We start from the raw sequence: 19,768 nt of genomic DNA, 5'->3' as shown, positions 1-19,768 counted from the left end.
CATGACCACCTTCCTGACACCGCGACAGCTCGCCCGCCGCACGTCCGCCGCTGTCGACGCGGCCGTCGCGGCGGGGCGCGAGCTCGGCCTGACCGTCACCGACCCCACGGTCCTCCACGACCTCTTCTCCGTCGTCGTCCATCTGGCGCCCTCGCCGGTCGTGGCCCGGATTCCCACCGTCCTGCCGCGGCCGGACGACCTGGCCGCCCTCGCCCGCCGCCAGCAGGACGAGCTGGAGGTGACACGTTGGCTCGCCGACCAGGGGGTCCCGGTGATCGCGCCCAGCCCGCTCGTGCCGCGGGAACCGGTGCGGCGCGACGGCTTCTCGATGACGTTCTGGCCGTTCGTCCCGGAGGACCGGGACAAGGAACCCGACTATGTGGCGAACGCCGAGAGCGTCGCCGACCTGCACGCGGCCATGCGCGCCTACCCGGGCCACCTGGAGTTCCTGGCCGCGGCCGATCCGCGGTTCATCGCGGAAAGCCTCGCCCGGCTCGACCGACACCCCACCTTGATCGGTGCGGCGGAGCTGGACCGCGCCCGCCGCGAGTGGCAGGTCCTGCAACCCCTCGTGCGCTCACGCACGGCCTTCGAAACCCGGTTCCCGGGCATCGGCCTCCAGCCCATCCACGGCGACTCCCCGCCCGCGAACATCTTCTCCGGGGTGGACGGCAACCTCTACGCCGACTTCGAACTGGTCACGCTGGGGCCCGTCGAGTGGGACCTGGCCTCTCTCGGACCCGAGCACGAATCCGCCTACAACCGTGGCGCGCGGCGCAACGGCACGAGACCGCTCGACGAGGAGGTCCTGGGCTTCGTCAACGCCCTGGGCATGCTGCGGGTCGTCGCCTCTCTCACGCTGGTCCCGCAACTGCCCCAGCTGATGGAGTACCTCGAGCCCGCCGTCGACCGCTGGCTCATGAACGGCCAGGATGACCTGGACGTGCGGGTGCAGGGTCCTGGGTGGCCGTCGAGCAGCACGCGTGGCCGATCCGGACCGCCGTGATCCCCACCTCCAGGCGGTGGGGGCGTCGAACTCCGCGCCAGTCACGCTTCAGAAGCTACGAGTGACGTGGTTTCAAGAAACCATTCCGACTGTCCATTTGTGAGAATCGTGCAGCGCCTCAGTCGTCCGGTCAGCCGCGTTGCCGGCGGGCACGCAGAGCGGCCCAGTGGCGCAGGCGCTCGGTGATCTGGGCTTCGTAGCCATTGCGGGTGGGCTGGTAGTACGTCTCGCGGTTCATGCCGCTGGGAAGGTAGTCGGCGCCGGAGAAGCCGTCGGTGGTGTCGGGGTCGTACTGGTAGTCCTTGCCGTAGCCGAGGTCCTTCATCAGCCGGGTCGGGGCGTTGAGGATGTGGGCGGGCGGCATGAGTGAGCCGGTGCGGCGGGCGGCTCGGTGCGCTGCGTTGAAGCCGCGGTAGACGGCGATGGACTTGGGTGCGGTGGCGAGGTAGACGACGGCCTGGGCAATCGCCAACTCGCCCTCGGGGGAGCCGAGTCGCTCGTACACGTCCCAGGCGGTGAGGGCCTGCTGGATGGCGTGCGGGTCGGCCATGCCGATGTCCTCGCATCCGAAGCGGACCAGACGGCGGGCTACGAACAGGGGGTCCTCGCCGCCGTCGAGCATGCGGGCGAGCCAGTACAGGGCCGCGTCCGGGTCGGAGCCGCGCATCGACTTGTGCAGCGCGGAGATCAGGTTGTAGTGGCCCTCCTGCGCCTTGTCGTACAACGGGGCGCGCTGCTGGATGTGGTGGGCGAGCGCGGTGGTGTCCAGGGGTGTCTCGGTGTCCGGGAGGGCCTGGAGTTGTTCGGCCATGTTGAGGAGGTAGCGGCCGTCGCCGTCGGCCAGGGCGATCAGGGAGCGGCGGGCGTCGTCGTCCAGGGGCAGGTGCTGGTCGGTGAGCTGCTCGGCGCGGTCGAGCAGCGTGGACAGGGCGGCTTCGTCGAGGCGTTTGAGGACGAGGACCTGGGTGCGGGAGAGGAGGGCGCCGTTGAGTTCGAAGCTCGGGTTCTCCGTGGTGGCGCCGATCAGGGTGATCGTGCCGTCCTCGACGTAGGGAAGGAAGCTGTCCTGCTGGGCGCGGTTGAAGCGGTGGATCTCGTCGACGAACAGCAGGGTGCCCTGGCCGATGCCGCGCCGGCTTCGTGCGGCGGCGAAGACCTTCCGCAGTTCGGCCACGCCGGAGAAGGTGGCCGACACCGGTTCGAAGGCCAGGTTGCTGCCGTCCGCGAGGAGCCGGGCGATGGTGGTCTTCCCGACGCCGGGCGGGCCCCACAGGATGGCGGAGCTGAGGCGCTGCTGGGCGACCATGCGGCCCAGCGGGGCGTCCGGGGCCAGGAGGTGGTCCTGCCCGACGACCTCTTTCAGCTGGGTGGGGCGCAGGCGGTCGGCGAGGGGCCGGGCAGGCTCCTCGCCGAAGAGCGGCAGAGTCGCTTCGGTCGGTTCCATCGGTCTCTCGGGTCGGAGGCGGACGTGTGCGGACGTGGCGAGCCTTGCACGGAACACTGACAGGCGTCGGCTCAGCCGCTCGTGGGGAAGCTCGCGGCGCTCATCGGGCACCGGGGCGGTCGCGTCGGGGCAGCCGCTCGGCGACCAGGTCGTAGGAATCCTCGACCGCGTCGGTGACCAGCCGCTCGGTGATGCCGGGGCCCGGCCCCAGCGAGATCCAGTGGCGTTTGTCGAGATAGCGGCCCGGGGTGATCGTGGCGTAGCCGTGTTCTTGCGCGCGGGCGTGTTCGGGTTCGCACTTGACCGTGATGATCTGCTCGTCCGGGTCGTCGGTGACGATCAGGAACACCTTGCCCGCGACCTTGTACACGTCGAGTCCGGGGGTGAAGGGGTATCCGTGGCTGACGTCGGGGAGGGCCAGGGCCACCTGGCGGGCGGTGTCCTGGAGCCGGTCACCGGCCGCGCTCACCGGGCCGCCCGCGTTCCGCTGCCGTAGGTCCGCGGGTCGACGGGCCGCTCGGCCCTGGGCAGGTGAGCGACGACGAGCCGGTAGGACTCGGTGACGAGTTCCTCGACCAGCTTCTTGTCGACGCCTTCCCCGCCCTCCAGCGTGATCCAGTGCTTCTTGTTCATGTGGTAGCCGGGGGTGATGTGGCTGTACTGCTGGCGCAGGGCGTGGGCCTCGCCGGGGTCCGCCTTGAGGATCACGACGGGACGCCCGGGGACCTCGGTCATCAGCATGAACACCTTGCCGCGCACCTTGAAGACCTCCCAGTCGGGGCCGAAGGGATGCTCCAGCTGGGCTCCGGGAAGTTCCTCCGCGCAGTCGGCGGCGGTCTTCTGCACGGTCGGTCCGTTCATGGGGGCGTTGTCTTCCTTGAGATGGTGACGGGCTGCGGCATCGAAGGACGCGGAGGATGCCGCCGCGCAGTCGCGGCGGCACAGCCCATCCTTTCCCTGGAACAGACGAAAACGGGCAGTAGGCTGCGGACACGTGATGGTCGACAAGCGACACCCCAGCTCCCCGAGGAGACAGGCCGGACCGGCCACGGTCCCGCTGTACGGTTTCCAGCCCCCGGTCGGCACTCCCTACGGGCTTGAGGTGAGCACCGTCGAGGACTTCTTCGCCCAGCACGACGACTGGCCGTGGAACCCTCCCCGTCCGGGCCGCGCCACCTTCCACTACCTCATCGCGGTCACCGAGGGTGAACTGCGGCACGACGTCGACCACGTCACGCGGACCGTCGAACCCGGCCAGTGGCTGTGGGTGCGCCCCGGACACACGCAGTGCTGGCATCCGCCCGGCGCCGCCCGCGGCCCGTTCATCCTGTTCGAGCCGGACGTGCTGACGCCCGGCACCGCCCGCCTCCTGGCCCCGCTCACCGCGCACGAGGCCCCCGCCGTGCTGAGCCCGCACCCCGCCGACGCCGCCTGGCTCCGGCAAACGGCACTCCAGCTCCTGGACGAACACCGCGCACTGGGGCGCCGCCCCCTCGACATCCACCACGCGCTGCGCCGCAGCCTGCTCGAATCGCTGCTGCTGCGTCTTGCCGACGCCCCCGGCATCACCTCCACCGACGCGGCGAAAGTCGGCACGGGCCGTGGTGGCACCTACGGACGGTTCGTGGACGCCTTGGAGCTGCACTTCCGCGAACTGCACCAAGCCGCGGACTACGCCGAGCTGCTCGGCTGCTCGGTCCGCACCCTCAGCCGCGCCGCCCGGGACGCCACCGGCAAGGGAGTACGTGAGCTCATCGACGAGCGGCGCCTCCTCGAAGCCCGGCGCCTGCTGGGAGGTGCCCGGTGGGGCGCCCGCGCGGTGGCCGTCCACCTCGGCTTCACCGATCCCGCGAACTTCGGCCGCTTCTTCCGCGGCCGCACCGGTCTCACCCCGGCCGCCTTCGCGGCCCGCCAAGCCACGCCCCACCCATGAGCAGAGCGCGGCGGCGGCCCGCGGAACCCTGACCGTCCGGGAAAGCAACGGGCGCTCATGCTGCGGGACTCCCGATCGCTTCGGAGGTCCCCTTGGGGTGGGATCAGACCCAGTTCGGGGTGTGCTCTTCGGTGTAGCGGGCGCCGAATCCGCCGGTCGGGAGGATCTCGCGGATCGCGGCGAGATCGCCCTCGGTGAGGGCGACGTCAGCCGCGTGGGCGTTCTCCTCCACGCGGGCGGCGCTCCGGGTGCCCGGGATCGGGACGATGTGCTCGCCCTGGGCGAGCAGCCAGGCCAGGGCGAGCTGGGAGACGGTGATGCCCTTGGCAGTGGCCAGCCGGCCAAGTCGGTCCACGGCTTCGACGTTCTTCTCGAAGTTGCCGGGCTGCCAGCGCGGGTTGGTGTTGCGGAAGTCGGTGGCGTCGTACTGCCCCGCGGGCTTCGCGGTACCGGTGATGAAGCCGCGGCCGAGGGGCGAATAGGGGACGAAGCCGATGCCGAGCTCCTTCAGGACCGGGAAGAGCTGCTCGACGCCGCGCTCGAAGAGCGAGTACTCGGTCTGCAGGACCGAGACCGGCTGGACGGCGTGCGCCTTGCGGATGGTCTGCGGGCCGGCCTCGCTGAGGCCGAAGTACTTGACCTTGCCCGCGTCGATCAGTTCCTTGACGGTGCCCGCGACGTCCTCGATCGGCACGTCCGGGTCGACGCGGTGCTGGTAGAGGACGTCGATCTGGTCGACGCCCAGGTAGCGCAGACTGTTGTCGGTGACTGTGCGGATGTTGTCCGGGCGGCTGTTGAGGCCCAGGCCCTGCCCGGTCTGCGCGAAGCCGAACTTGGTGGCCAGCACGACCTCGTCGCGGAAGTCGCTCACCGCCTTGCCGAGCAGGACCTCGTTGTTGCCCGTGCCCCAACCGTAGAGCTCGGCGGTGTCGAAGAAGGTGACGCCCAGGTCGTGGGCGCGGCGGATGGCGGCGACGCCCGCCTCCTCGTCACCGGGGCCGTAGCCCATGGTCAGGCCCATCGAGCCGTAGCCGATGGCCGAGACGGTCAGGCCCTGGGTGCCGAGTGTCCTGTGCTGCATGTGGATCTCCTCATATCAAACCAAACGGTTCGGTTTTAAGCCTACGCCGACCACCGCCCAGCGGCAAACCAAACGGTTTGGTCGGGTAGCGTGGCGGCATGAGCCCCCCAACCCGCGCAGACTCGGTCCGCGACCGCATCGTGAGTGCCGCCAAGGCCGAGTTCTCCCAGTACGGGATCGCCGGGGCACGGATCGACCGGATCGCCAAGGCCGCCAGGACGAGCAAGGAACGCGTCTACGCCTACTTCTCCAGCAAGGTGGCCCTCTACCGTTTCGTCTGCGCGCAGGAGCTGGCGGCCGTGGCCGAAGCGACCGGCATGGACCCCACCGATCTGCCCGGTTACGCCGGCCGCGTCCATGACTACTTCACCGACCACCCCGACCGCTTCCGGCTCATGAGCTGGGGGCAGCTGGAGCTCGACGCCGGCGACTCGCTCCCCCACGACACCTTCCGGGAATCGGTGGCCGGAAAGATCGAACAACTCCGCGAGGCCCAGGAAGCCGGTCGGCTGGACGCCCACTGGGACCCGGTCGACATCCTGGTCCTCGTCCACCAGATCGCCACCGCCTGGGCCGCGCAGCCTGACCTGCTGCCCCCTCACGACGAGGGCCGCGCCACGTTCCTGGCGGCACGCCGAGCCGCCATCGTCGCAGCCGTCGAGCGCCTGTTTCCCGCGACTGCGAACTGACAGGTGCCCCGAGCCCTCGAAGCGGCGCCTCGCTTCATTGGAGGACGACGACGTGCTTGCCCGGCGTGGTGCCGGACTCGACGTCGGCCTGGGCGTCACGGATCTGTTCGAGGCCGTGGTAGACCTTCGCGACCGGGACTTTGAGGCGCCCTGCGGCGATGGCCTGGAGCTGGCGGGCGAAGACGTCGGCCGGGAGGTCGGTGGCCTGACCGCCGTAGGAGGTCAGCCGCACCCCGTTGGGGATCATGAACGGGGTGAAGTCGGGGATCGTCCACCGGCCCGCCAGGGCTCCGGTGAAGCAGACGGTGCCGTGCCGGCGGACGGTGCGCAGGGTGTCGGCGAGGACCGAGCAGCCCACCAGCTCCAGTGCGGCGTCGACGCCGTCCGGCATCAGCTCGCTCACCCGGTCGGCGAGGGTGCCGTTGTCGACGAGGGCATGGTCGACGCCCGCGGCCCGCAGTTCCCCGGCCCTCTCCGGGCTGCGGGTGGTGGACAGCACGGTGGCTCCGAGGTCCTTCGCGATCGTGGCCGCGCTCAGCCCGACCGCGGAGGTGCCGCCGCGGATCAGCAGCGTCTGCCCGGCCTTGAGGTCCAGGCCGGTGGCCAGTGATCCGTAGGCGGTCTGGAACATCTCCGGCAGCGCCCCGACGACCTCCCACGGCAGGTCGGTCTCGAACGGGATGACCTGCGCCGCGGGGACGGTCACGTACTGGGCGTACGCGCCGTCGTACGAGCGGCCCATGCCGCCCATCATCGTGGCCACCTGCTGCCCCGGCCGCAGCCCGCTGTCCGCGTCGGCCTCATCGACCACGCCGACGCCCTCGATGCCGGGAATCCGCGGGTAGGTGACCACCGCGTCCGACTCGCCCTTGCGGGTGGTGACCTCGGACTCGTTGACGCCGAACGCCTTCACCCTGATCCGCACCCGGCCGGGCTTGCGGACGGGCACCGGCACATCCTTGATCTCCAGTGCGTCGAGGTCGCCGGGCCGGGTGACGACGACGGCCCGCATCGTCGCCGGTGCGGCGCCGCCGGCTGCTGTCGATTGGCTCATGCCGAGCTCCTTGCTCTGTTCGTCCCCCGGGGAATGTGAAGGCGGAGCCGGGACTCCGGGCGCAGGTACCCGGGCGGTCAGTCAGTGGTGACCCGGCGCCGCTCTGCATCTCGGTACCGCCCGGTGACCGTCAGGGGCGGTCGATGCTCTCCCACAGGCCGAGGGCCGCCTGGTAGTGGGCGCCGGCCCCGAAGGGCGGGTCGCCGACGCTTCCCGAAGTGGGCCTGTCGGTGACGGCGGGCCACAGACGGGACTGCTCACCGGTGACGAAGTCGAGCACGAGGTCGCGGATACGCGTGTCACGGTCGGCCTGTTCGGGGCTGCGGCCCGGCTGTTCCTGCCCGACCAGGGCGTACATCTCGGTGCCGTGCACAGCGGGCGCACCCGCGGCGGGCCCGATCGCCAGGAGATGGGCGTTGCCGCCCGCGGCGGCGTGCGCCAGGGCGCCGCGGGCCGCGGGGAGCGCGAAGAGGTAGTCCGCCATGACCGCGGCGCGGACCTCGGCCGGGGTACGGCCGCCCTGGTCGTAGGCATCGACGATCTCCTTCGCGCGGGAGCGGGGAATGCGCCATCCCGCGACCTCGTCGGTGACACGGTCGAGGGTGTGCGGGTCGAAACGGTCGAGGTCGTTCGCCACCCACCAGCCCATGTCGTCACTCGCCATGCTCAGCAGGACGTCGACGTCACGGTGCGCGCCCGAGGCGAGGACGTCCATGGGGTGGGCGTGCAACACCGCGCCGGGCTGTCCGGTGTCCAGGACGACGCCGGTGGCCTGGTTGTCCACCCCGCCACGGACTCCGAGATCCGTCGGACAGACCTTGCGCAGGGCGGCCGTCAGGGAGGTCGCGTCGAGGTCGATCAGCTTGTCGGGATTGTCCGCGACGCCGAGTTCGGTGACGAACCGGTGCGCGAGCTCCTCCGCCCACCACGCCGGGACGATACGAGAAGGCCCGCCGGAGAACCCGGCCAGCCGCCGGTACAGGCCGTCGGCGGAGGAGGCGCCGAGCAGCCCGAAAGTGGAATAGGCGCCGGCGCTGTGGCCGTAGACCGTGACGTTGTCGGGGTCGCCGCCGAAGGAAGCGATGTTCTGCCTGACCCAGGCAAGCGCGGCGATGACGTCCTGCAGGCCGAGGTTGCTGGCCTCGGCCAGCCGCCCGCCGTACTGCGAGAGCGAGAGCGCGCCCAGTGCGCCGAGCCGGTAGTTGACCGACACGCCCACCACGCGCCCCGACGCGGCGAGACCGGCGGCGTTCGAGGTGATCTGCGTGTTCGCGCCGTACTCGAATCCGCCGCCGTGGATGTACACGGCCACCGGCAGCGCCTCCCCGGCCGGCTGCTCGGGGGCCCACACGTTCAGGTTCAGACAGTCCTCACCCATCCCGCTGTCCGCTTCGAGCCAGTCGCCGCTGTCGGGCTGGACAGAGACGACGCCCTTGCGGTCATAGGGGCGGTCTGGATCGAAGTCCGCGACGACGGGGCGGCGGTATCGCTCGGCGGTGGCGTACGAAATTCCCCACCAGGACCGCACCCCTGGTGCGGTCGGGGCCTTGGGAGCGGTGGCGGTCATGACGTGAGATTCCTTCCGGCGCGGTTCGGGTGTTCGCGCGGTGAATCGGCGGCTGGTTGCTCGCGGTGGCGCTCTCCCATCGTTCCCTGGGATCCGATCAATCGTCCGGCGGACAGCGGTCACCTGATGGTCACGAGGTGACACAGGTACGCGCCGAGCCCGAGCCGCACCAGGCCCCCTCGCCCGTCCCGGCAAAAGGGCCGACCTTCGGTCCGAAGGTTACTGGCGGGTTACTTGTCACCTGGTTCGCCGCTCGTCAACGGCACCCCAACAACGCTCGTGATCAATTCACCTGGACCGCCGCTTCGGCCGCCGCCGGCGCCTCCCCGCCCTTGGCCCGCAGCAGCTCCTCACGCTTGGCGCCCCCTGAGACGCGGTGCAAGCTGTACGAACCCGGCTTGTGCGCCTCGTCGGCCAGGTGCTTGACGATGCCCTTGCACACGAACTCCTTGAGCTTCGCGCCGGGGCGGCCGGCGACGTGGAACCACACGGCGACGTCGTACCTGTGGGCGAACTGGAAGATGCCGGCGCGTCGTCCCAGGCTGATGCACTGACCGGCGAACGTCTGGTTGAGGGTGTCGGGCCGCTCACCCTCGATCCTGCTGAGTACCGTGTCGGCGGCCCGCGCGCCGAGCGGCATCGCGGCCTGGCAGCTCATCCGCAGCGGCAGGCCCGACGGCGCCGCCGAGTCGCCGGCCGCGACGATACGTACGTCGTCGACGCTGGTCAGCGTCTCGTCCGTGAGCAGGCGGCCCAGGGCGTCGGTGGTCAGGCCGCTGCGCGCCGCCAGGTCCGGTATGCCGAAGCCGGCGGTCCAGACGGTCACCTGGCTCGGCAGTTCGCGGCCGTCGGCGAGCCGTACGGCGTCCCGGGTCACCGCCGTCACCTTCGCGTCGGCGCCGTCGAGCACGCTCACCCCGAGCGCCGCCAGCCGCCCGGCCACCGAACGCCGGCCCCGAGGGTGCAGGTACGGGCCGAGCACGCCGCCGCAGACCAGGGTCACGGCGCGGCCCGCCTCCGCGAGCTCGGCGGCGGTCTCGATGCCGGTGGGACCGGCGCCGACCACGGTCACCGCGGCCGTCGCGGGTGCCGCGTCGAGGACCGGCCTCAGCCGCTCCGCGTCCTCCAGGGTGGCGATCGGGTGGGCGAACTCGGCCGCTCCGGGCACGCCCGGGTCGGCGCTGCCGCTGCCCACCGCGTAGACCAGGTAGTCGTAGCCGACCGTGCCGCCCGTCCCCAGCCGTACCCGGCGCTCGGCGGCCTCGATTCCGGTCACGGTGTCGACGACCAGGGCGACACCCTCGGCCAGAACGTCCCGGTACTCGACGACCGCGTCGTCGGACCCGGCGACCAGCTGGTGCAGCCGGATCCGCTCGACGAAGGTCGGGCGCGGGTTGATCAGGGTCACGGTCACGTCGTCGCGCCGCGTCAGGCGGTTGGCCGCCATGACGCCCGCGTACCCGCCGCCGATCACGACCACGTCGGTGTTCCCGTTCGTCCCGGTGTTCCCGGTGTTCCCGTTCGTCCCGGTGTTCCCGGTGTTCCCGTTCGTCTCCGTGTTCCCGGTCATGGTGTCTCCCTCGTTCGTGGCTCGGGCCCGCTCGTGGCGTGCGTTCGCCTTAGAGACACCGCGCGGCCGGCGTTTGTGACATGTGTGAGGCGGATCACTCCAGCGGACGGCTTCAGCGGCCCTCTCCCCGAGGTGCGGGCAGGACAGCCGTACGTCCGCCCCTTCGCCTTCTCCGACGACAGCGGCACCACGGCCCGAGCCCTCGATCTGGACGCGCGGCGTGCGGAAGGCATACGGCGAGCACGCCGTGCTGGACGGGATCGACATCTCGGTGGCCGAGGGAACGGTCTTCTCGCTGCTCGGCACGGACGGCGCGGGTTGACGGGGTTCTCGGGCCGCCCGTCGGGGCCACAGTCCGTCGGGGAGCCGGGCGGTGCCGCAGCCGGTGCGCAGATCGTCGGCGAAGAGCGCGAGCAGGGCCCGGTGACTTCCCGGTCGCGATGGGCGACGCGTGGGAGGAAGGTCGGCTCGGCGGTCATCCGGCCAGGCCGGCCGATCCGCCCGCCGGACGCCCCATGGACCGCCTGTTGTCAGTGGCCGGTGCGATGCTGTGAGCATGAACCGGGACGATCTGGTGCGGCTGCGGCGGGCGCGGGACCGCATGGACCGCGAATACGCCGAGCCGCTGGACGTGGCCGCCCTCGCCCGCACCGCGCTGATGTCCCCCGGCCACTTCCAGCGCAGCTTCCGCGCGGCCTACGGCGAGACCCCCTACGGCTATCTCATGACCCGCCGAACAGAGCGCGCCAAGGCCCTGCTGCGCCGCGGCGACCTGAGCGTGACCGAGGTGTGCCTGGCCGTGGGCTGCACCTCCCTCGGCTCCTTCAGCTCCCGCTTCACCGAACTGGTCGGCGAGACCCCGAGCGCGTACCGCGCCCGCTCCCACGACGAGGGCGCGGCGGTCCCCGCATGCGTGGCGAAGCGCCTTACCCGCCCGTCCCGCCATCGCATACGTACGGCGGAACCGAGCGAGGCGCCGTAGCGGCAGCGGCGGGTGGGACCTCGGCAACAGGGCCTAGCGTGAGGGCATGGATACGAACAGAGTCCTGGGCACGGACGTGAAGCTCGCCCAGTGCTTCCTGGCCGTCGACGACCACGACAAGGCGCTCGCCTTCTACCGCGACGTGCTGGGCATGGAGGTCCGCGGCGACGTTGGCTTCGAGGGCATGCGCTGGGTGACCGTCGGCTCCCCCCTCCAGCCGGACGTGGAGATCGTCCTGGAGCCCCCCGCCGCCGACCCCGACATCTCCGCCGCCGACCGCGAGGCCATGGCCACCCTCCTCGCCAAGGGCGTCCTACGCGGCGTCAACTTCACCACCACCGACTGCGACGCCCTCTACGCTCGGGTCGAGGCCTCCGGCGCCGACGTCCTCCAGGAGCCGACGGACCAGCCGTACGGGGTACGCGACTGCGCTTTCCGCGACCCTGCGGGGAACATGCTCCGTTTCATGGAACGCCGGGGGTAGGGGTAGGCCTGGGCCGTGTCATCGAATTCCCGCCGTCGCCCGGAGGCCGGCCTCGCGGCGTCATGGCGGCCCCTCCCGTTGGAGCGAAGCCGAGAATGGGGGAGCGTGCACGGCGTCGTGAGGCAGACGGGAATTGACGACACCGCCTAGGGCGGCCGGGGCCAGGCGCGACTCGAAACGAGAAGAGACAACGGTGTGGGCGGAGTAGACGGATTGGACGGTGTAGGCAGAGTGGGCGGAGTGGGCGGGGCGATCCGGTGGACGTATGCCTTCGTCGACCGGCCGATGGCCGGATTCGAGCGGGCCTGTGCTTTCTGGACGGCGGTCACGGCGACCAGGCTGTCCGCACCGCGGGGTGAGCGGGGCGAGTTCGTGACCCTGCTGCCCGAGGTGGGCGACGCGTGTGTGAAGGCGCAGGCCATCACGTCCGGCGACGGCGGCGCCCACCTGGGTCTCGCCGTGGAGGACGTACCCGCGCTCGTCAACAGTGCCGTCCGGCTCGGCGCCGAGGTCGTCGCCCCGAACAAGGGCTGGGCGGTGCTCCGCTCACCAGCCGGGCAGCTCTTCTGCGCGGTGCCCTGGCACGGCGAGTCGGCGCGGCCCCCGGTGGTCGACGGCACCCGCCTGGACCAGGTCTGCCTGGACGTGCCACCGGCCGACTTCGACAGCGAGGTCGCCTTCTGGACCGCCCTGTCCGGCTGGGACTCCTACCCGGGCTCCCGCCCGGAGTTCCACGTACTACGCCCCCCGACCGGCCTCACCACCCGCATCCTCCTCCAACGCCTGGAGACCCCCGGCCCCGCCTCCGCCCACCTCGACCTGGCCTGCACCGACATCGACACCACCCAGGCCCACCACGAACACCTCGGCGCCACGCCAGTGACCCGCCACCCCCACTGGACCGTGATGCGCGACCCGACAGGCGGCACGTACTGCCTGACGGCCCGAGCCCCGGAAACAGGCGGATTGCCGACACCGAACTGAAGGATCACGAACCCGGCGGAGCGCTGCGCCCCTGACGGGGCCCAAGGAATCCAGCGGCGCCACGGGGCACAGCGGCCTTGACGGCACCCGAGAAATAAAGCGGGGCTCACGAGCACACCACTCTGGCGACGCCCGAAAACCTGGGCGGAAGCCCAGCGAACGTGCCCCAGCCTTTGACCGAACCGGAAGCAACCAGCGGGGTCCAGCGAGGGCACCAGCCCTCACCCAGCCCGAAACCCAGCAGGGTCCGGGATTCGCAGTACACCTGGCGGAAGCCCAGGAATCTCGCGGGGGCCGGGGGCGCATCACCCCTGCGGAACGGGGGCCGGGAGGATCACCCCTGCTGGAATCCGGGGAGCCTGGCGGCGGCGCCCAGAAAGCCGCAGGTCCGCAGAACCCAGCGGGGGTCCAGGGGGCGCAGCGCCCCTGGCGGGTCGGGGGAGCCTGGCAGGACCCAGAAGCCGCAGGTCCGCAGAACCCAGCGGGGGTCCAGGGGGCGCAGCGCCCCTGGCGGGGTCCGGGGCGGAGCCCCGTGAGGGCGTGCGCAACGGGCGCGCAGGCAGGGTCGCAGGGGCGGCAGCCCCTGGGGATGGGACGGGTAGGGGCGGCGGGGGCGAGAAAAGACCCTCACCCACTCACCTGCTCAGATGTCCCCCGCCCCATCCAGCACCGGCCGAATCACCACCGGATACTCCGTAAGCCCCGCGGGGCCAGGGCACTGAGCGACACGGACCGCGATCTCCGTGACACGGTCCAGGCTCGCGCAGTCCAGCAGCCAGTAGCCGGCAAGCGACTCCTTGGTCTCCGAGTACAGCCCGTCCGTGACCACGGGCTCGCCGCCGGCGCCGGCCGTGACGAACCGAGCCCGCGCCGGCTCGGCCAGCCCCTGCCCGTCGACCATCTCCCCGCTCTCGGCGAGGTCGTCGTTGATCGCGCTCATGTGGGCGTGCATGGCCCGCACCTGCTCCCGCGTCCAGGCCGGTGACCCCTCGGAGGCCTTGCCTCGCATGCCCTCGTAGTCCGCCTGTGTGCCGAGGACCATCACCAGGTACTTCATGAGCCCACTCCTTCGCCTTCCTCGGTTCGAACCACCCGCGGTGGGCGGCTCTCGCGGAAGACGCCGGAGCCGCCCGCGCTCCTCGACACACCCGAGCGACTTGTTTCCCTGAGCCCATCGAAGCCCACGGCTCACTCGACTTGTTTCCCTGAGCCCATCGAAGCCCACGGCTCACTCGTCACGGCTCATCCACCCCATGCTGGCCATGCCCCCCGTGTGTGCCATGCGTGCCATGCGTCCGCCGAGCCACAGCCCGCGGCTTCTCCTCGGCGCTCTCCTCGGCCTCGACAGCCGCGTCGACATACGCCTCACACTTCACGTTCCTGCACGGGCCCGGACCCCACACGGGTACCCACGCGCCCAGCGTCTTGTGCCGCCGTACGACCGTGGTCACCGGCTGTCCGCAGACCGGGCAGACCTCCTCGTCGATGCCCATGTTTCCAGGATATTGCCGACACCCCCGGGGCGCTTGCCGCTGTACACCGACATCAACCCGTCGACCGACGGCCGGCCACCGACCAGCCGTCAGCCCCTCCCCCACCGCCGCCGACCGTCAGCGCTTCCTGCCGTACGTCCGCACCAGAACCCCGTTGTCGAAGGTCCGCACCCCGTCGAGCGTGAACTCGGAGAGGGCGAAGCCGGAGCCGAACATCGGCATGCCGGTGCCCAACACGATCGGATACGTCTTGATGATCAGCTCGTCGATCTCGTCGACCAGCGCGCCCGCGACGGCCGAGCCGCCGCACAGGTAGATGCCGCACAGGTAGATACCGAGTCGGCCGTCCTCCGCCTTGAGCTCGCGGATCTTGCCGACCAGATCGTCCGAGATGATCTCGACGTTCGGGTCGGGCGACTCCGTGAGCGTGCGCGAGGCGACGTACTCGCGCAGACGGGCGTAGGGGCTGGTGATGCCCTCCTTCAGCGCCACGTCGTAGCTGGCGCGGCCCTGCACGACCGTGTCGTAATCCTTGTTCTCCAGGCCGTCGGTGCCGACTAGCCGACGCACATGGGTGGGATTGGTGTCCGGATGCTCCGTGTTGAGGTACTCGGCGAAATCCCCCACCACGAAGGGGTACATGAACGACGCGTCGCCGTCCGAGTCCCCGATGAAGCCGTCGATCGAACAGGCGACCAAGTATGTGAGCTTACGCAAACCGGTCTCTTTTCTCGTCCCGACGGGCCCCGCACACCGTGGGGATGTGCGGGACCCGCCCCTGGCCGAAGGCTCCGGGACCGTGCGGTGTCAGGTCGCACGGCACCGGTACCTCCGGGGCTTCACCGGAACCCGCGACGCACAGTGCCGCCTCAGCTACCGCGTCTCCTCAACTACTTCGTCGCGTCACGAACTCGGCCAGCGCGAGAAGCCCTCCGGCCGCCGCCGGATCCGGTACCGCGCGGGACAGTTCGTGCATGGCCCGGGCCATGCGATCGGCGGCCTGGATCTGTGCCCAGTCGCGACCGCCCGCCCGCTCCACCACCAACGCCGTGCGCTCCAGATCCCCCTCCTCGTACGGCAGTCCGTACAGCTCGGCCAGTTCGGCCGCCTCCGGGGTGCCGGAAGCCAGCGCGGCGACCACCGGGAGGGACTTCTTGCGGACCATGAGGTCCGCCCCGGCCGGCTTGCCCGTGCGGCTCGGGTCCCCCCAGATGCCGATGACGTCGTCGATGAGCTGGAAGGCCAGCCCGGCCTCCCGACCGAACGCGTCCAGGGCCTCGACGTCCTCCTCGTCGGCGCCCGCGTACAACGCGCCCAGCGCACAGGCGCAGCCGAGCAACGCGCCCGTCTTCGCCTCGGCCATCGCCAGCACCTCGTCGAGAGTGACCTCCTGCGGACCGCGCCCCTCCATCTCCGTGTCCGTGTGCTGTCCGGCGCACAGCTCGACGACACAGGAAGCGAGCCGCGCGGAAGCCGCGGCCGACGCCGGATGCGGGTCCTCGGCGAGCAACTGCTGCGCCAGGGCCTGTAACGCGTCCCCTGCGAGGATCGCGTCGGGGATGCCGAACACGGTCCACGCGGTGGCCCGGTGTCTGCGGGTGGCGTCCCGGTCCATCACGTCGTCGTGCAGCAGCGTGAAGTTGTGGATCAGCTCCACCGCGGCGGCGGCCCGTACGGCGACGGACTCACGGCCGCCGAGCGCGGCGACCGCGGCCAGGACCAGCGCGGGGCGTATCGCCTTGCCCGCGTTGCCCGTGGCCGGGGTGCCGTCCGCGTGCTCCCAGCCGAAGTGGTAGCGCGCGACCCGGCGCATCGAGCCGGGCAACGACTCGATGGCACGGCGCAGTTCGGGATCGACGGAGATCCGCGCCTGCTCCAGGATGACCGCAGCCTCCTGCCCGTCCAACGAACCCGGTGTGCCCGGCCCGTCCGACGACCCGCGTGTGCCCGGCCCGTCGAGCCGCCCCGGCGCACCCGGCCCGCCGCCCGGTCCCCGCTCGCCGGCGGGAGTCACCGCGCCCGGAGCCACCACCCGCGCCGGAGCCACGGCTCCGGTCGGTTCCCCGCCTCCCGCCGGCTCCGCACCACCCGTCGGGTCCGAGGGAATCGTGATGGGGCTCCGCCTTTCCGGTGTGCTCCCTGGGTGCACCCGCCCTGACGGGCGGGGACACGGCGTCCGGTCGGCCAAGGTCACCGCCAGCGGCCGATCTCGACGTTCTCCAGAACGCCGAGCGCGTCGGGGACCAGGACCGCGGCCGAGTAGTAGGCCGTCACGAGGTACTTGATGATCGCCTGTTCGTTGATGCCCATGTAGCGGACGGACAGGCTGGGCTCGATCTCGTCCGGGATGTTCGCGGCCCGCAGCCCGATGACGCCCTGGTCGTCCTCGCCGGTACGCATGGCGATGATCGAGGTGGTCCTGGCCTCGGTCACCGGGATCTTGTTGCACGGGTAGATCGGCACCCCGCGCCAGGTCGGGATGCGGTTGCCGGCGATGTCGATGGTCTCCGGGACCAGTCCGCGCTTGTTGAGTTCGCGGCCGAACGCGGAGATCGCGCGCGGGTGGGCGAGCAGCAGCTTGGTGCCCCGGCGGCGGGTGAGCAGTTCGTCCAGGTCGTCCGGGCTGGGCACGCCGTCGTGCGGCTGGAGCCGCTGGTCGTACTCGCAGTTGTGGAGGAGGCCGAACTCGCGGTTGTTGATGAGCTCGTGCTCCTGGCGTTCCTTCAACGCCTCGACGGTGAGCCGGACCTGCTGCTCGGTCTGGTTCATCGGCTGGTTGTAGAGGTCGGCCACGCGCGTGTGGATGCGCAGGACGGTCTGGGCGACGCTCAGTTCGTACTCGCGCGGCGCCGCCTCGTAGTCGACGAAGGTGTGCGGGATGTCCGGCTCACCGCTGTGGCCGGCGGCGAGGTCGATCTCCTTCTCGCCGTAGGTGTTGGTGCGCTGCGACGGGATGGCACGCTGCTCCTGAAGGTGCGCGCTCAGGGTCTCGGCGCGCTCCGCGAGCTGTTCGACGGCCCGACGTGGCAGGACGAGCACCGTGCACGCGGTGACCGCGCGGGCCGTGTACTCCCAGATCGCGTCGTCGTCCAGCAGCGCCTGGTCGCCGAAGTAGGCCCCGTCGGCCAGAACTCCGAGGACCGCGTCGTCTCCATAAGGTCCGGTGCCGATCTTCTCGACCTTGCCGTGCGCGAGCAGGAACACCTCCTCGGCCCGGCTGCCGAACTCGCCCAGCACATCGCCGGGTGCGAACTCCCGCTGCTCGCACCGCTGGGCCAGCTCGCCCAGCACCTCGATGTCCTCGTAGGTCCGCAGGGCCGGCAGTTCGCCCAGCTCCGCGGGGATCACGGCGACCCGGTCGCCGGTCTTCACAAAAGTGACGCGGCCGTCGCCGACCGCGTAGGTGAGCCGCCGGTTCACCCGGTACGTGCCGCCCTGCACATTCACCCAGGGCAGGTTGCGCAGCAGCCAGCGCGAGCTGATCTCCTGCATCTGGGGCGCGGACTTCGTGGTGGTGGCCAGGTTCCGGGCAGCGGCCGTGCCGAGACTCTGCTGCGGCTTGTCCTGCTGCGAGCGAACCTCTTCGCCTACCGACATACGGATTCCCCTCCGGGTATGCACTGATATCGCGGTCACCGATCTCGCGATCAAGCCTCGCACCACGGAGCGTGCCGGTGCTATTACCCGAAAGAGCGGGAATGGATCTTACGAACCCTGGGCATATCAGGGGACTTTGTCGACCACCCGTACTCCTGACCGAATCTGACCGGATCGACTCGCACGTCCCACGTACCCCTGGCTCCCATCGGAAGTCGGGGGTACAAGCGTGCGTACGAGGCGGCCACGACCGGCGGCCGTCGCACCGCACGCGCGAAGGAGGCGGCCATGGCCCCACCCATGTCCGCGGGCAGATTTCTCACCGTCCTCAGGAACGAGGGCGTCACAGTCGTGGAGGTCGGCGACTGGGAGCATCACAACCGCAACCACAAGGGCCCCTGGGGACCCGTCCACGGCGTGATGATCCACCACACCGTCACCTCCGGCAGCGCCCGCACCGTCCGCATCTGCCGCGACGGCTACGCGGGCCTGCCCGGCCCCTTGTGCCACGGCGTCATCACCAAGGACGGCCGTGTCCATCTCGTCGGCTACGGCCGCGCCAACCACGCCGGCCTCGGTGACGACGACGTCCTGCGGGCCGTGATCGCCGAGACGGCCCTCCCGCGGGACAACGAGGCCAACACCGACGGCAACCGCCACTTCTACGGCTTCGAGTGCGAGAACCTCGGCGACGGCGAGGACCCCTGGCCCGCGCCCCAGCTCGACGCCGTCGAACGGGTCTCCGCCGCCGTCTGCCGCCACCACGGCTGGACCCAGCGGTCCGTCATCGGCCACCTCGAATGGCAGCCCGGCAAGATCGACCCCCGAGGCTTCACGATGGCCCACATGAGAGACCGAATACGGGCCCGCCTGCGGTGAGGGCCCGGCCGTAGGCCACCGGACGCCGACCGGTCATGTGTCCGACAATGGCCATGTGACCGGCCAGCCCTCCACCCCTGACCCCACCCCCGACGCCACCACCGCGCTGCGCCCCCGGCTGCCGTCCCCCCTTCAGGAGGTCGTCGACGACCGCTTCGCCCGCCACGGCGTCCGGCTGCTCCTCAAGCGCGACGACCTGATCCATCCGCAGCTCATCGGCAACAAGTGGCGCAAGCTCGCCCCCAACCTGCGCGCGGCGGCCGGCCGCCCGCTGCTCACCTTCGGCGGCGCGTACTCGAACCACCTGCGCGCCACCGCCGCCGCGGGCCGCCTCCTGGGGCTGCCCACCATCGGCGTGGTCCGCGGCCAGGAGCTGGCCGACCGCCCCCTCAATCCGTCCCTGGCCCGCTGCACGGCGGACGGCATGCGGCTGCACTTCGTCGACAGATCGACGTATCGCCACAAGACCGACCCGGCCACCCTGGCCGCCGTCCGTCGCGCCGCCGACGCCGGGGACGCGTACGTCGTCCCCGAGGGCGGCAGTAACAGCCTGGCCGTACGCGGCTGCGAGGAGCTCGGCGCGGAGCTGCGCGGCCGGGCCGACGTGGTGGCCGTCGCCTGCGGCACCGGCGGCACCCTCGCCGGTCTGGCCGCCGGCCTGGCCCCCGGCCGGCGTGCTCTCGGCGTCCCCGTCCTCAAGGGCGGCTTCCTCGAAGAGGAGATACGCCGGCTCCAGCACCGGGCCTTCGGCGGCCCGCGCGGCGACTGGCACCTCGACGACCGCTTCCACTTCGGCGGATACGCCCGCACGACCCCCGAACTGGACGCCTTCGCGGCCGACTTCGAGAGCCGCCACGCCCTCCCGGTGGAGCGTCTCTATGTCGCCAAGTTGCTCTACGGACTTGTCACCCTGGCCTCGGAAGGCGCCTTCCCGCGCGGGACGACGATCGCCGCGGTGATCACGGGAAGCCCGTTTCCCAGCGAGAAGCCCGAGCTGCCCTAGGA

The 19,768-nt window shown here is 71.1% G+C and carries 20 protein-coding genes; 8 read left to right on the top strand and 12 right to left on the bottom strand.

The window, feature by feature from the left end; all coding sequences use genetic code 11:
- Nucleotide 1: 1 nt before the first annotated feature.
- On the top strand, nucleotides 2–1,006 hold the full coding sequence (locus tag I8N67_RS20255) for a phosphotransferase (RefSeq protein WP_200304568.1): 1,005 nt from the start codon (nucleotides 2–4) through the stop codon (nucleotides 1,004–1,006).
- A 130-nt stretch (nucleotides 1,007–1,136) separates the two neighbouring features.
- On the opposite strand, the gene I8N67_RS20250 is transcribed toward I8N67_RS20255, so the two are convergent.
- The 3 genes from I8N67_RS20250 to I8N67_RS20240 form a co-directional block, all read right to left on the bottom strand.
- On the bottom strand, nucleotides 1,137–2,450 hold the full coding sequence (locus I8N67_RS20250; RefSeq protein ID WP_200304567.1) for a replication-associated recombination protein A: 1,314 nt from the start codon (nucleotides 2,448–2,450) through the stop codon (nucleotides 1,137–1,139).
- Nucleotides 2,451–2,550: 100 nt separating this feature from the next.
- Nucleotides 2,551–2,919 (bottom strand): MmcQ/YjbR family DNA-binding protein, encoded by a 369-nt coding sequence (locus I8N67_RS20245; protein ID WP_200304566.1) that lies wholly within the window; start codon nucleotides 2,917–2,919, stop codon nucleotides 2,551–2,553.
- Nucleotides 2,916–3,311 (bottom strand): MmcQ/YjbR family DNA-binding protein, encoded by a 396-nt coding sequence (locus I8N67_RS20240; protein WP_200304565.1) that lies wholly within the window; start codon nucleotides 3,309–3,311, stop codon nucleotides 2,916–2,918. Before I8N67_RS20240 ends, I8N67_RS20245 begins: the two co-directional genes overlap by 4 nt.
- Before the next feature lie 133 nt (nucleotides 3,312–3,444).
- Between I8N67_RS20240 and I8N67_RS20235 the strand changes: the two genes are divergently transcribed.
- Complete coding sequence (locus I8N67_RS20235; protein ID WP_372443760.1) at nucleotides 3,445–4,383, top strand: helix-turn-helix domain-containing protein; 939 nt, start codon at nucleotides 3,445–3,447, stop codon at nucleotides 4,381–4,383.
- A 103-nt stretch (nucleotides 4,384–4,486) separates the two neighbouring features.
- Here I8N67_RS20235 and I8N67_RS20230 read toward each other — a convergent pair whose 3' ends face one another.
- Nucleotides 4,487–5,464, bottom strand: coding sequence for an aldo/keto reductase (locus I8N67_RS20230; protein ID WP_200304564.1), 978 nt, complete (start codon nucleotides 5,462–5,464; stop codon nucleotides 4,487–4,489).
- 98 nt (nucleotides 5,465–5,562) lie between these two features.
- Between I8N67_RS20230 and I8N67_RS20225 the strand changes: the two genes are divergently transcribed.
- Nucleotides 5,563–6,153: a TetR family transcriptional regulator gene (locus tag I8N67_RS20225; protein ID WP_200304563.1), complete on the top strand. Its 591-nt coding sequence runs from the start codon at nucleotides 5,563–5,565 to the stop codon at nucleotides 6,151–6,153.
- Nucleotides 6,154–6,187: 34 nt separating this feature from the next.
- On the opposite strand, the gene I8N67_RS20220 is transcribed toward I8N67_RS20225, so the two are convergent.
- The 3 genes from I8N67_RS20220 to I8N67_RS20210 all read right to left on the bottom strand — a co-directional run bounded on the left by I8N67_RS20220 (nucleotide 6,188) and on the right by I8N67_RS20210 (nucleotide 10,344).
- Nucleotides 6,188–7,207, bottom strand: a complete 1,020-nt coding sequence (locus I8N67_RS20220) for an alcohol dehydrogenase catalytic domain-containing protein (RefSeq protein WP_200304562.1) — start codon at nucleotides 7,205–7,207, stop codon at nucleotides 6,188–6,190.
- A gap of 130 nt (nucleotides 7,208–7,337) precedes the next feature.
- Nucleotides 7,338–8,774 (bottom strand): carboxylesterase family protein, encoded by a 1,437-nt coding sequence (locus tag I8N67_RS20215; protein ID WP_200304561.1) that lies wholly within the window; start codon nucleotides 8,772–8,774, stop codon nucleotides 7,338–7,340.
- 283 nt (nucleotides 8,775–9,057) lie between these two features.
- Nucleotides 9,058–10,344: an NAD(P)/FAD-dependent oxidoreductase gene (locus tag I8N67_RS20210; RefSeq protein WP_200304560.1), complete on the bottom strand. Its 1,287-nt coding sequence runs from the start codon at nucleotides 10,342–10,344 to the stop codon at nucleotides 9,058–9,060.
- Nucleotides 10,345–10,900: 556 nt separating this feature from the next.
- Here I8N67_RS20210 and I8N67_RS20200 point away from each other — a divergent pair.
- From I8N67_RS20200 to I8N67_RS20190, 3 genes are all read left to right on the top strand, one after another.
- Nucleotides 10,901–11,326 (top strand): helix-turn-helix transcriptional regulator, encoded by a 426-nt coding sequence (locus I8N67_RS20200; protein ID WP_200304559.1) that lies wholly within the window; start codon nucleotides 10,901–10,903, stop codon nucleotides 11,324–11,326.
- Nucleotides 11,327–11,372: 46 nt separating this feature from the next.
- Nucleotides 11,373–11,810 carry a VOC family protein gene (locus tag I8N67_RS20195; RefSeq protein ID WP_200304558.1) on the top strand — a complete coding sequence of 146 codons (438 nt, stop codon included), beginning with the start codon at nucleotides 11,373–11,375 and terminating at the stop codon, nucleotides 11,808–11,810.
- Nucleotides 11,811–12,095: 285 nt separating this feature from the next.
- Nucleotides 12,096–12,794, top strand: coding sequence for a VOC family protein (locus I8N67_RS20190; protein WP_200304612.1), 699 nt, complete (start codon nucleotides 12,096–12,098; stop codon nucleotides 12,792–12,794).
- A 643-nt stretch (nucleotides 12,795–13,437) separates the two neighbouring features.
- Here the strand turns inward: I8N67_RS20190 and I8N67_RS20185 are convergent.
- The 5 genes from I8N67_RS20185 to I8N67_RS20165 all read right to left on the bottom strand — a co-directional run bounded on the left by I8N67_RS20185 (nucleotide 13,438) and on the right by I8N67_RS20165 (nucleotide 17,884).
- Complete coding sequence (locus I8N67_RS20185) at nucleotides 13,438–13,851, bottom strand: YciI family protein (RefSeq protein ID WP_200304557.1); 414 nt, start codon at nucleotides 13,849–13,851, stop codon at nucleotides 13,438–13,440.
- Nucleotides 13,852–14,029: 178 nt separating this feature from the next.
- Nucleotides 14,030–14,287 carry a hypothetical protein gene (locus I8N67_RS20180; protein ID WP_200304556.1) on the bottom strand — a complete coding sequence of 86 codons (258 nt, stop codon included), beginning with the start codon at nucleotides 14,285–14,287 and terminating at the stop codon, nucleotides 14,030–14,032.
- A 117-nt stretch (nucleotides 14,288–14,404) separates the two neighbouring features.
- On the bottom strand, nucleotides 14,405–15,004 hold the full coding sequence (locus I8N67_RS20175) for a dihydrofolate reductase family protein (protein WP_200304555.1): 600 nt from the start codon (nucleotides 15,002–15,004) through the stop codon (nucleotides 14,405–14,407).
- A 169-nt stretch (nucleotides 15,005–15,173) separates the two neighbouring features.
- Nucleotides 15,174–16,334 carry a family 2 encapsulin nanocompartment cargo protein polyprenyl transferase gene (locus I8N67_RS20170; protein WP_372443759.1) on the bottom strand — a complete coding sequence of 387 codons (1,161 nt, stop codon included), beginning with the start codon at nucleotides 16,332–16,334 and terminating at the stop codon, nucleotides 15,174–15,176.
- A 143-nt stretch (nucleotides 16,335–16,477) separates the two neighbouring features.
- Entirely contained in the window at nucleotides 16,478–17,884 is a 1,407-nt protein-coding gene (locus tag I8N67_RS20165) for a family 2B encapsulin nanocompartment shell protein (RefSeq protein WP_200304554.1), read from the bottom strand.
- 288 nt (nucleotides 17,885–18,172) lie between these two features.
- On the opposite strand from I8N67_RS20165, the gene I8N67_RS20160 reads away from it, so the two are divergent.
- Both I8N67_RS20160 and I8N67_RS20155 read left to right on the top strand, forming a co-directional pair.
- A complete protein-coding gene (locus I8N67_RS20160; RefSeq protein WP_200304553.1) occupies nucleotides 18,173–18,763 on the top strand; it encodes an N-acetylmuramoyl-L-alanine amidase in 591 nt (196 codons plus the stop codon).
- Nucleotides 18,764–18,818: 55 nt separating this feature from the next.
- Nucleotides 18,819–19,766 (top strand): 1-aminocyclopropane-1-carboxylate deaminase/D-cysteine desulfhydrase, encoded by a 948-nt coding sequence (locus tag I8N67_RS20155; protein WP_200304552.1) that lies wholly within the window; start codon nucleotides 18,819–18,821, stop codon nucleotides 19,764–19,766.
- Nucleotides 19,767–19,768: the final 2 nt, after the last annotated feature.

This window comes from Streptomyces adelaidensis (genome assembly GCF_016598475.1).
GTDB lineage: Bacteria > Actinomycetota > Actinomycetes > Streptomycetales > Streptomycetaceae > Streptomyces > Streptomyces adelaidensis.
This window is presented reverse-complemented; position numbering and strand designations above follow the sequence as displayed.

What these genes read in the sequence shown, in the direction of transcription:
- I8N67_RS20190 (WP_200304612.1), top strand. Translation starts at nt 12,096, where the DNA reads ATGGCCGGATTCGAGCGGGCCTGTGCTTTCTGGACGGCGGTCACGGCG.
- I8N67_RS20230 (WP_200304564.1), bottom strand. Translation starts at nt 5,464, where the DNA reads ATGCAGCACAGGACACTCGGCACCCAGGGCCTGACCGTCTCGGCCATC.
- I8N67_RS20220 (WP_200304562.1), bottom strand. Translation starts at nt 7,207, where the DNA reads ATGAGCCAATCGACAGCAGCCGGCGGCGCCGCACCGGCGACGATGCGG.
- I8N67_RS20160 (WP_200304553.1), top strand. Translation starts at nt 18,173, where the DNA reads ATGGCCCCACCCATGTCCGCGGGCAGATTTCTCACCGTCCTCAGGAAC.
- I8N67_RS20225 (WP_200304563.1), top strand. Translation starts at nt 5,563, where the DNA reads ATGAGCCCCCCAACCCGCGCAGACTCGGTCCGCGACCGCATCGTGAGT.
- I8N67_RS20185 (WP_200304557.1), bottom strand. Translation starts at nt 13,851, where the DNA reads ATGAAGTACCTGGTGATGGTCCTCGGCACACAGGCGGACTACGAGGGC.
- I8N67_RS20215 (WP_200304561.1), bottom strand. Translation starts at nt 8,774, where the DNA reads ATGACCGCCACCGCTCCCAAGGCCCCGACCGCACCAGGGGTGCGGTCC.
- I8N67_RS20255 (WP_200304568.1), top strand. Translation starts at nt 2, where the DNA reads ATGACCACCTTCCTGACACCGCGACAGCTCGCCCGCCGCACGTCCGCC.
- I8N67_RS20165 (WP_200304554.1), bottom strand. Translation starts at nt 17,884, where the DNA reads ATGTCGGTAGGCGAAGAGGTTCGCTCGCAGCAGGACAAGCCGCAGCAG.
- I8N67_RS20240 (WP_200304565.1), bottom strand. Translation starts at nt 3,311, where the DNA reads ATGAACGGACCGACCGTGCAGAAGACCGCCGCCGACTGCGCGGAGGAA.
- I8N67_RS20180 (WP_200304556.1), bottom strand. Translation starts at nt 14,287, where the DNA reads ATGGGCATCGACGAGGAGGTCTGCCCGGTCTGCGGACAGCCGGTGACC.
- I8N67_RS20210 (WP_200304560.1), bottom strand. Translation starts at nt 10,344, where the DNA reads ATGACCGGGAACACGGAGACGAACGGGAACACCGGGAACACCGGGACG.
- I8N67_RS20195 (WP_200304558.1), top strand. Translation starts at nt 11,373, where the DNA reads ATGGATACGAACAGAGTCCTGGGCACGGACGTGAAGCTCGCCCAGTGC.
- I8N67_RS20250 (WP_200304567.1), bottom strand. Translation starts at nt 2,450, where the DNA reads ATGGAACCGACCGAAGCGACTCTGCCGCTCTTCGGCGAGGAGCCTGCC.
- I8N67_RS20200 (WP_200304559.1), top strand. Translation starts at nt 10,901, where the DNA reads ATGAACCGGGACGATCTGGTGCGGCTGCGGCGGGCGCGGGACCGCATG.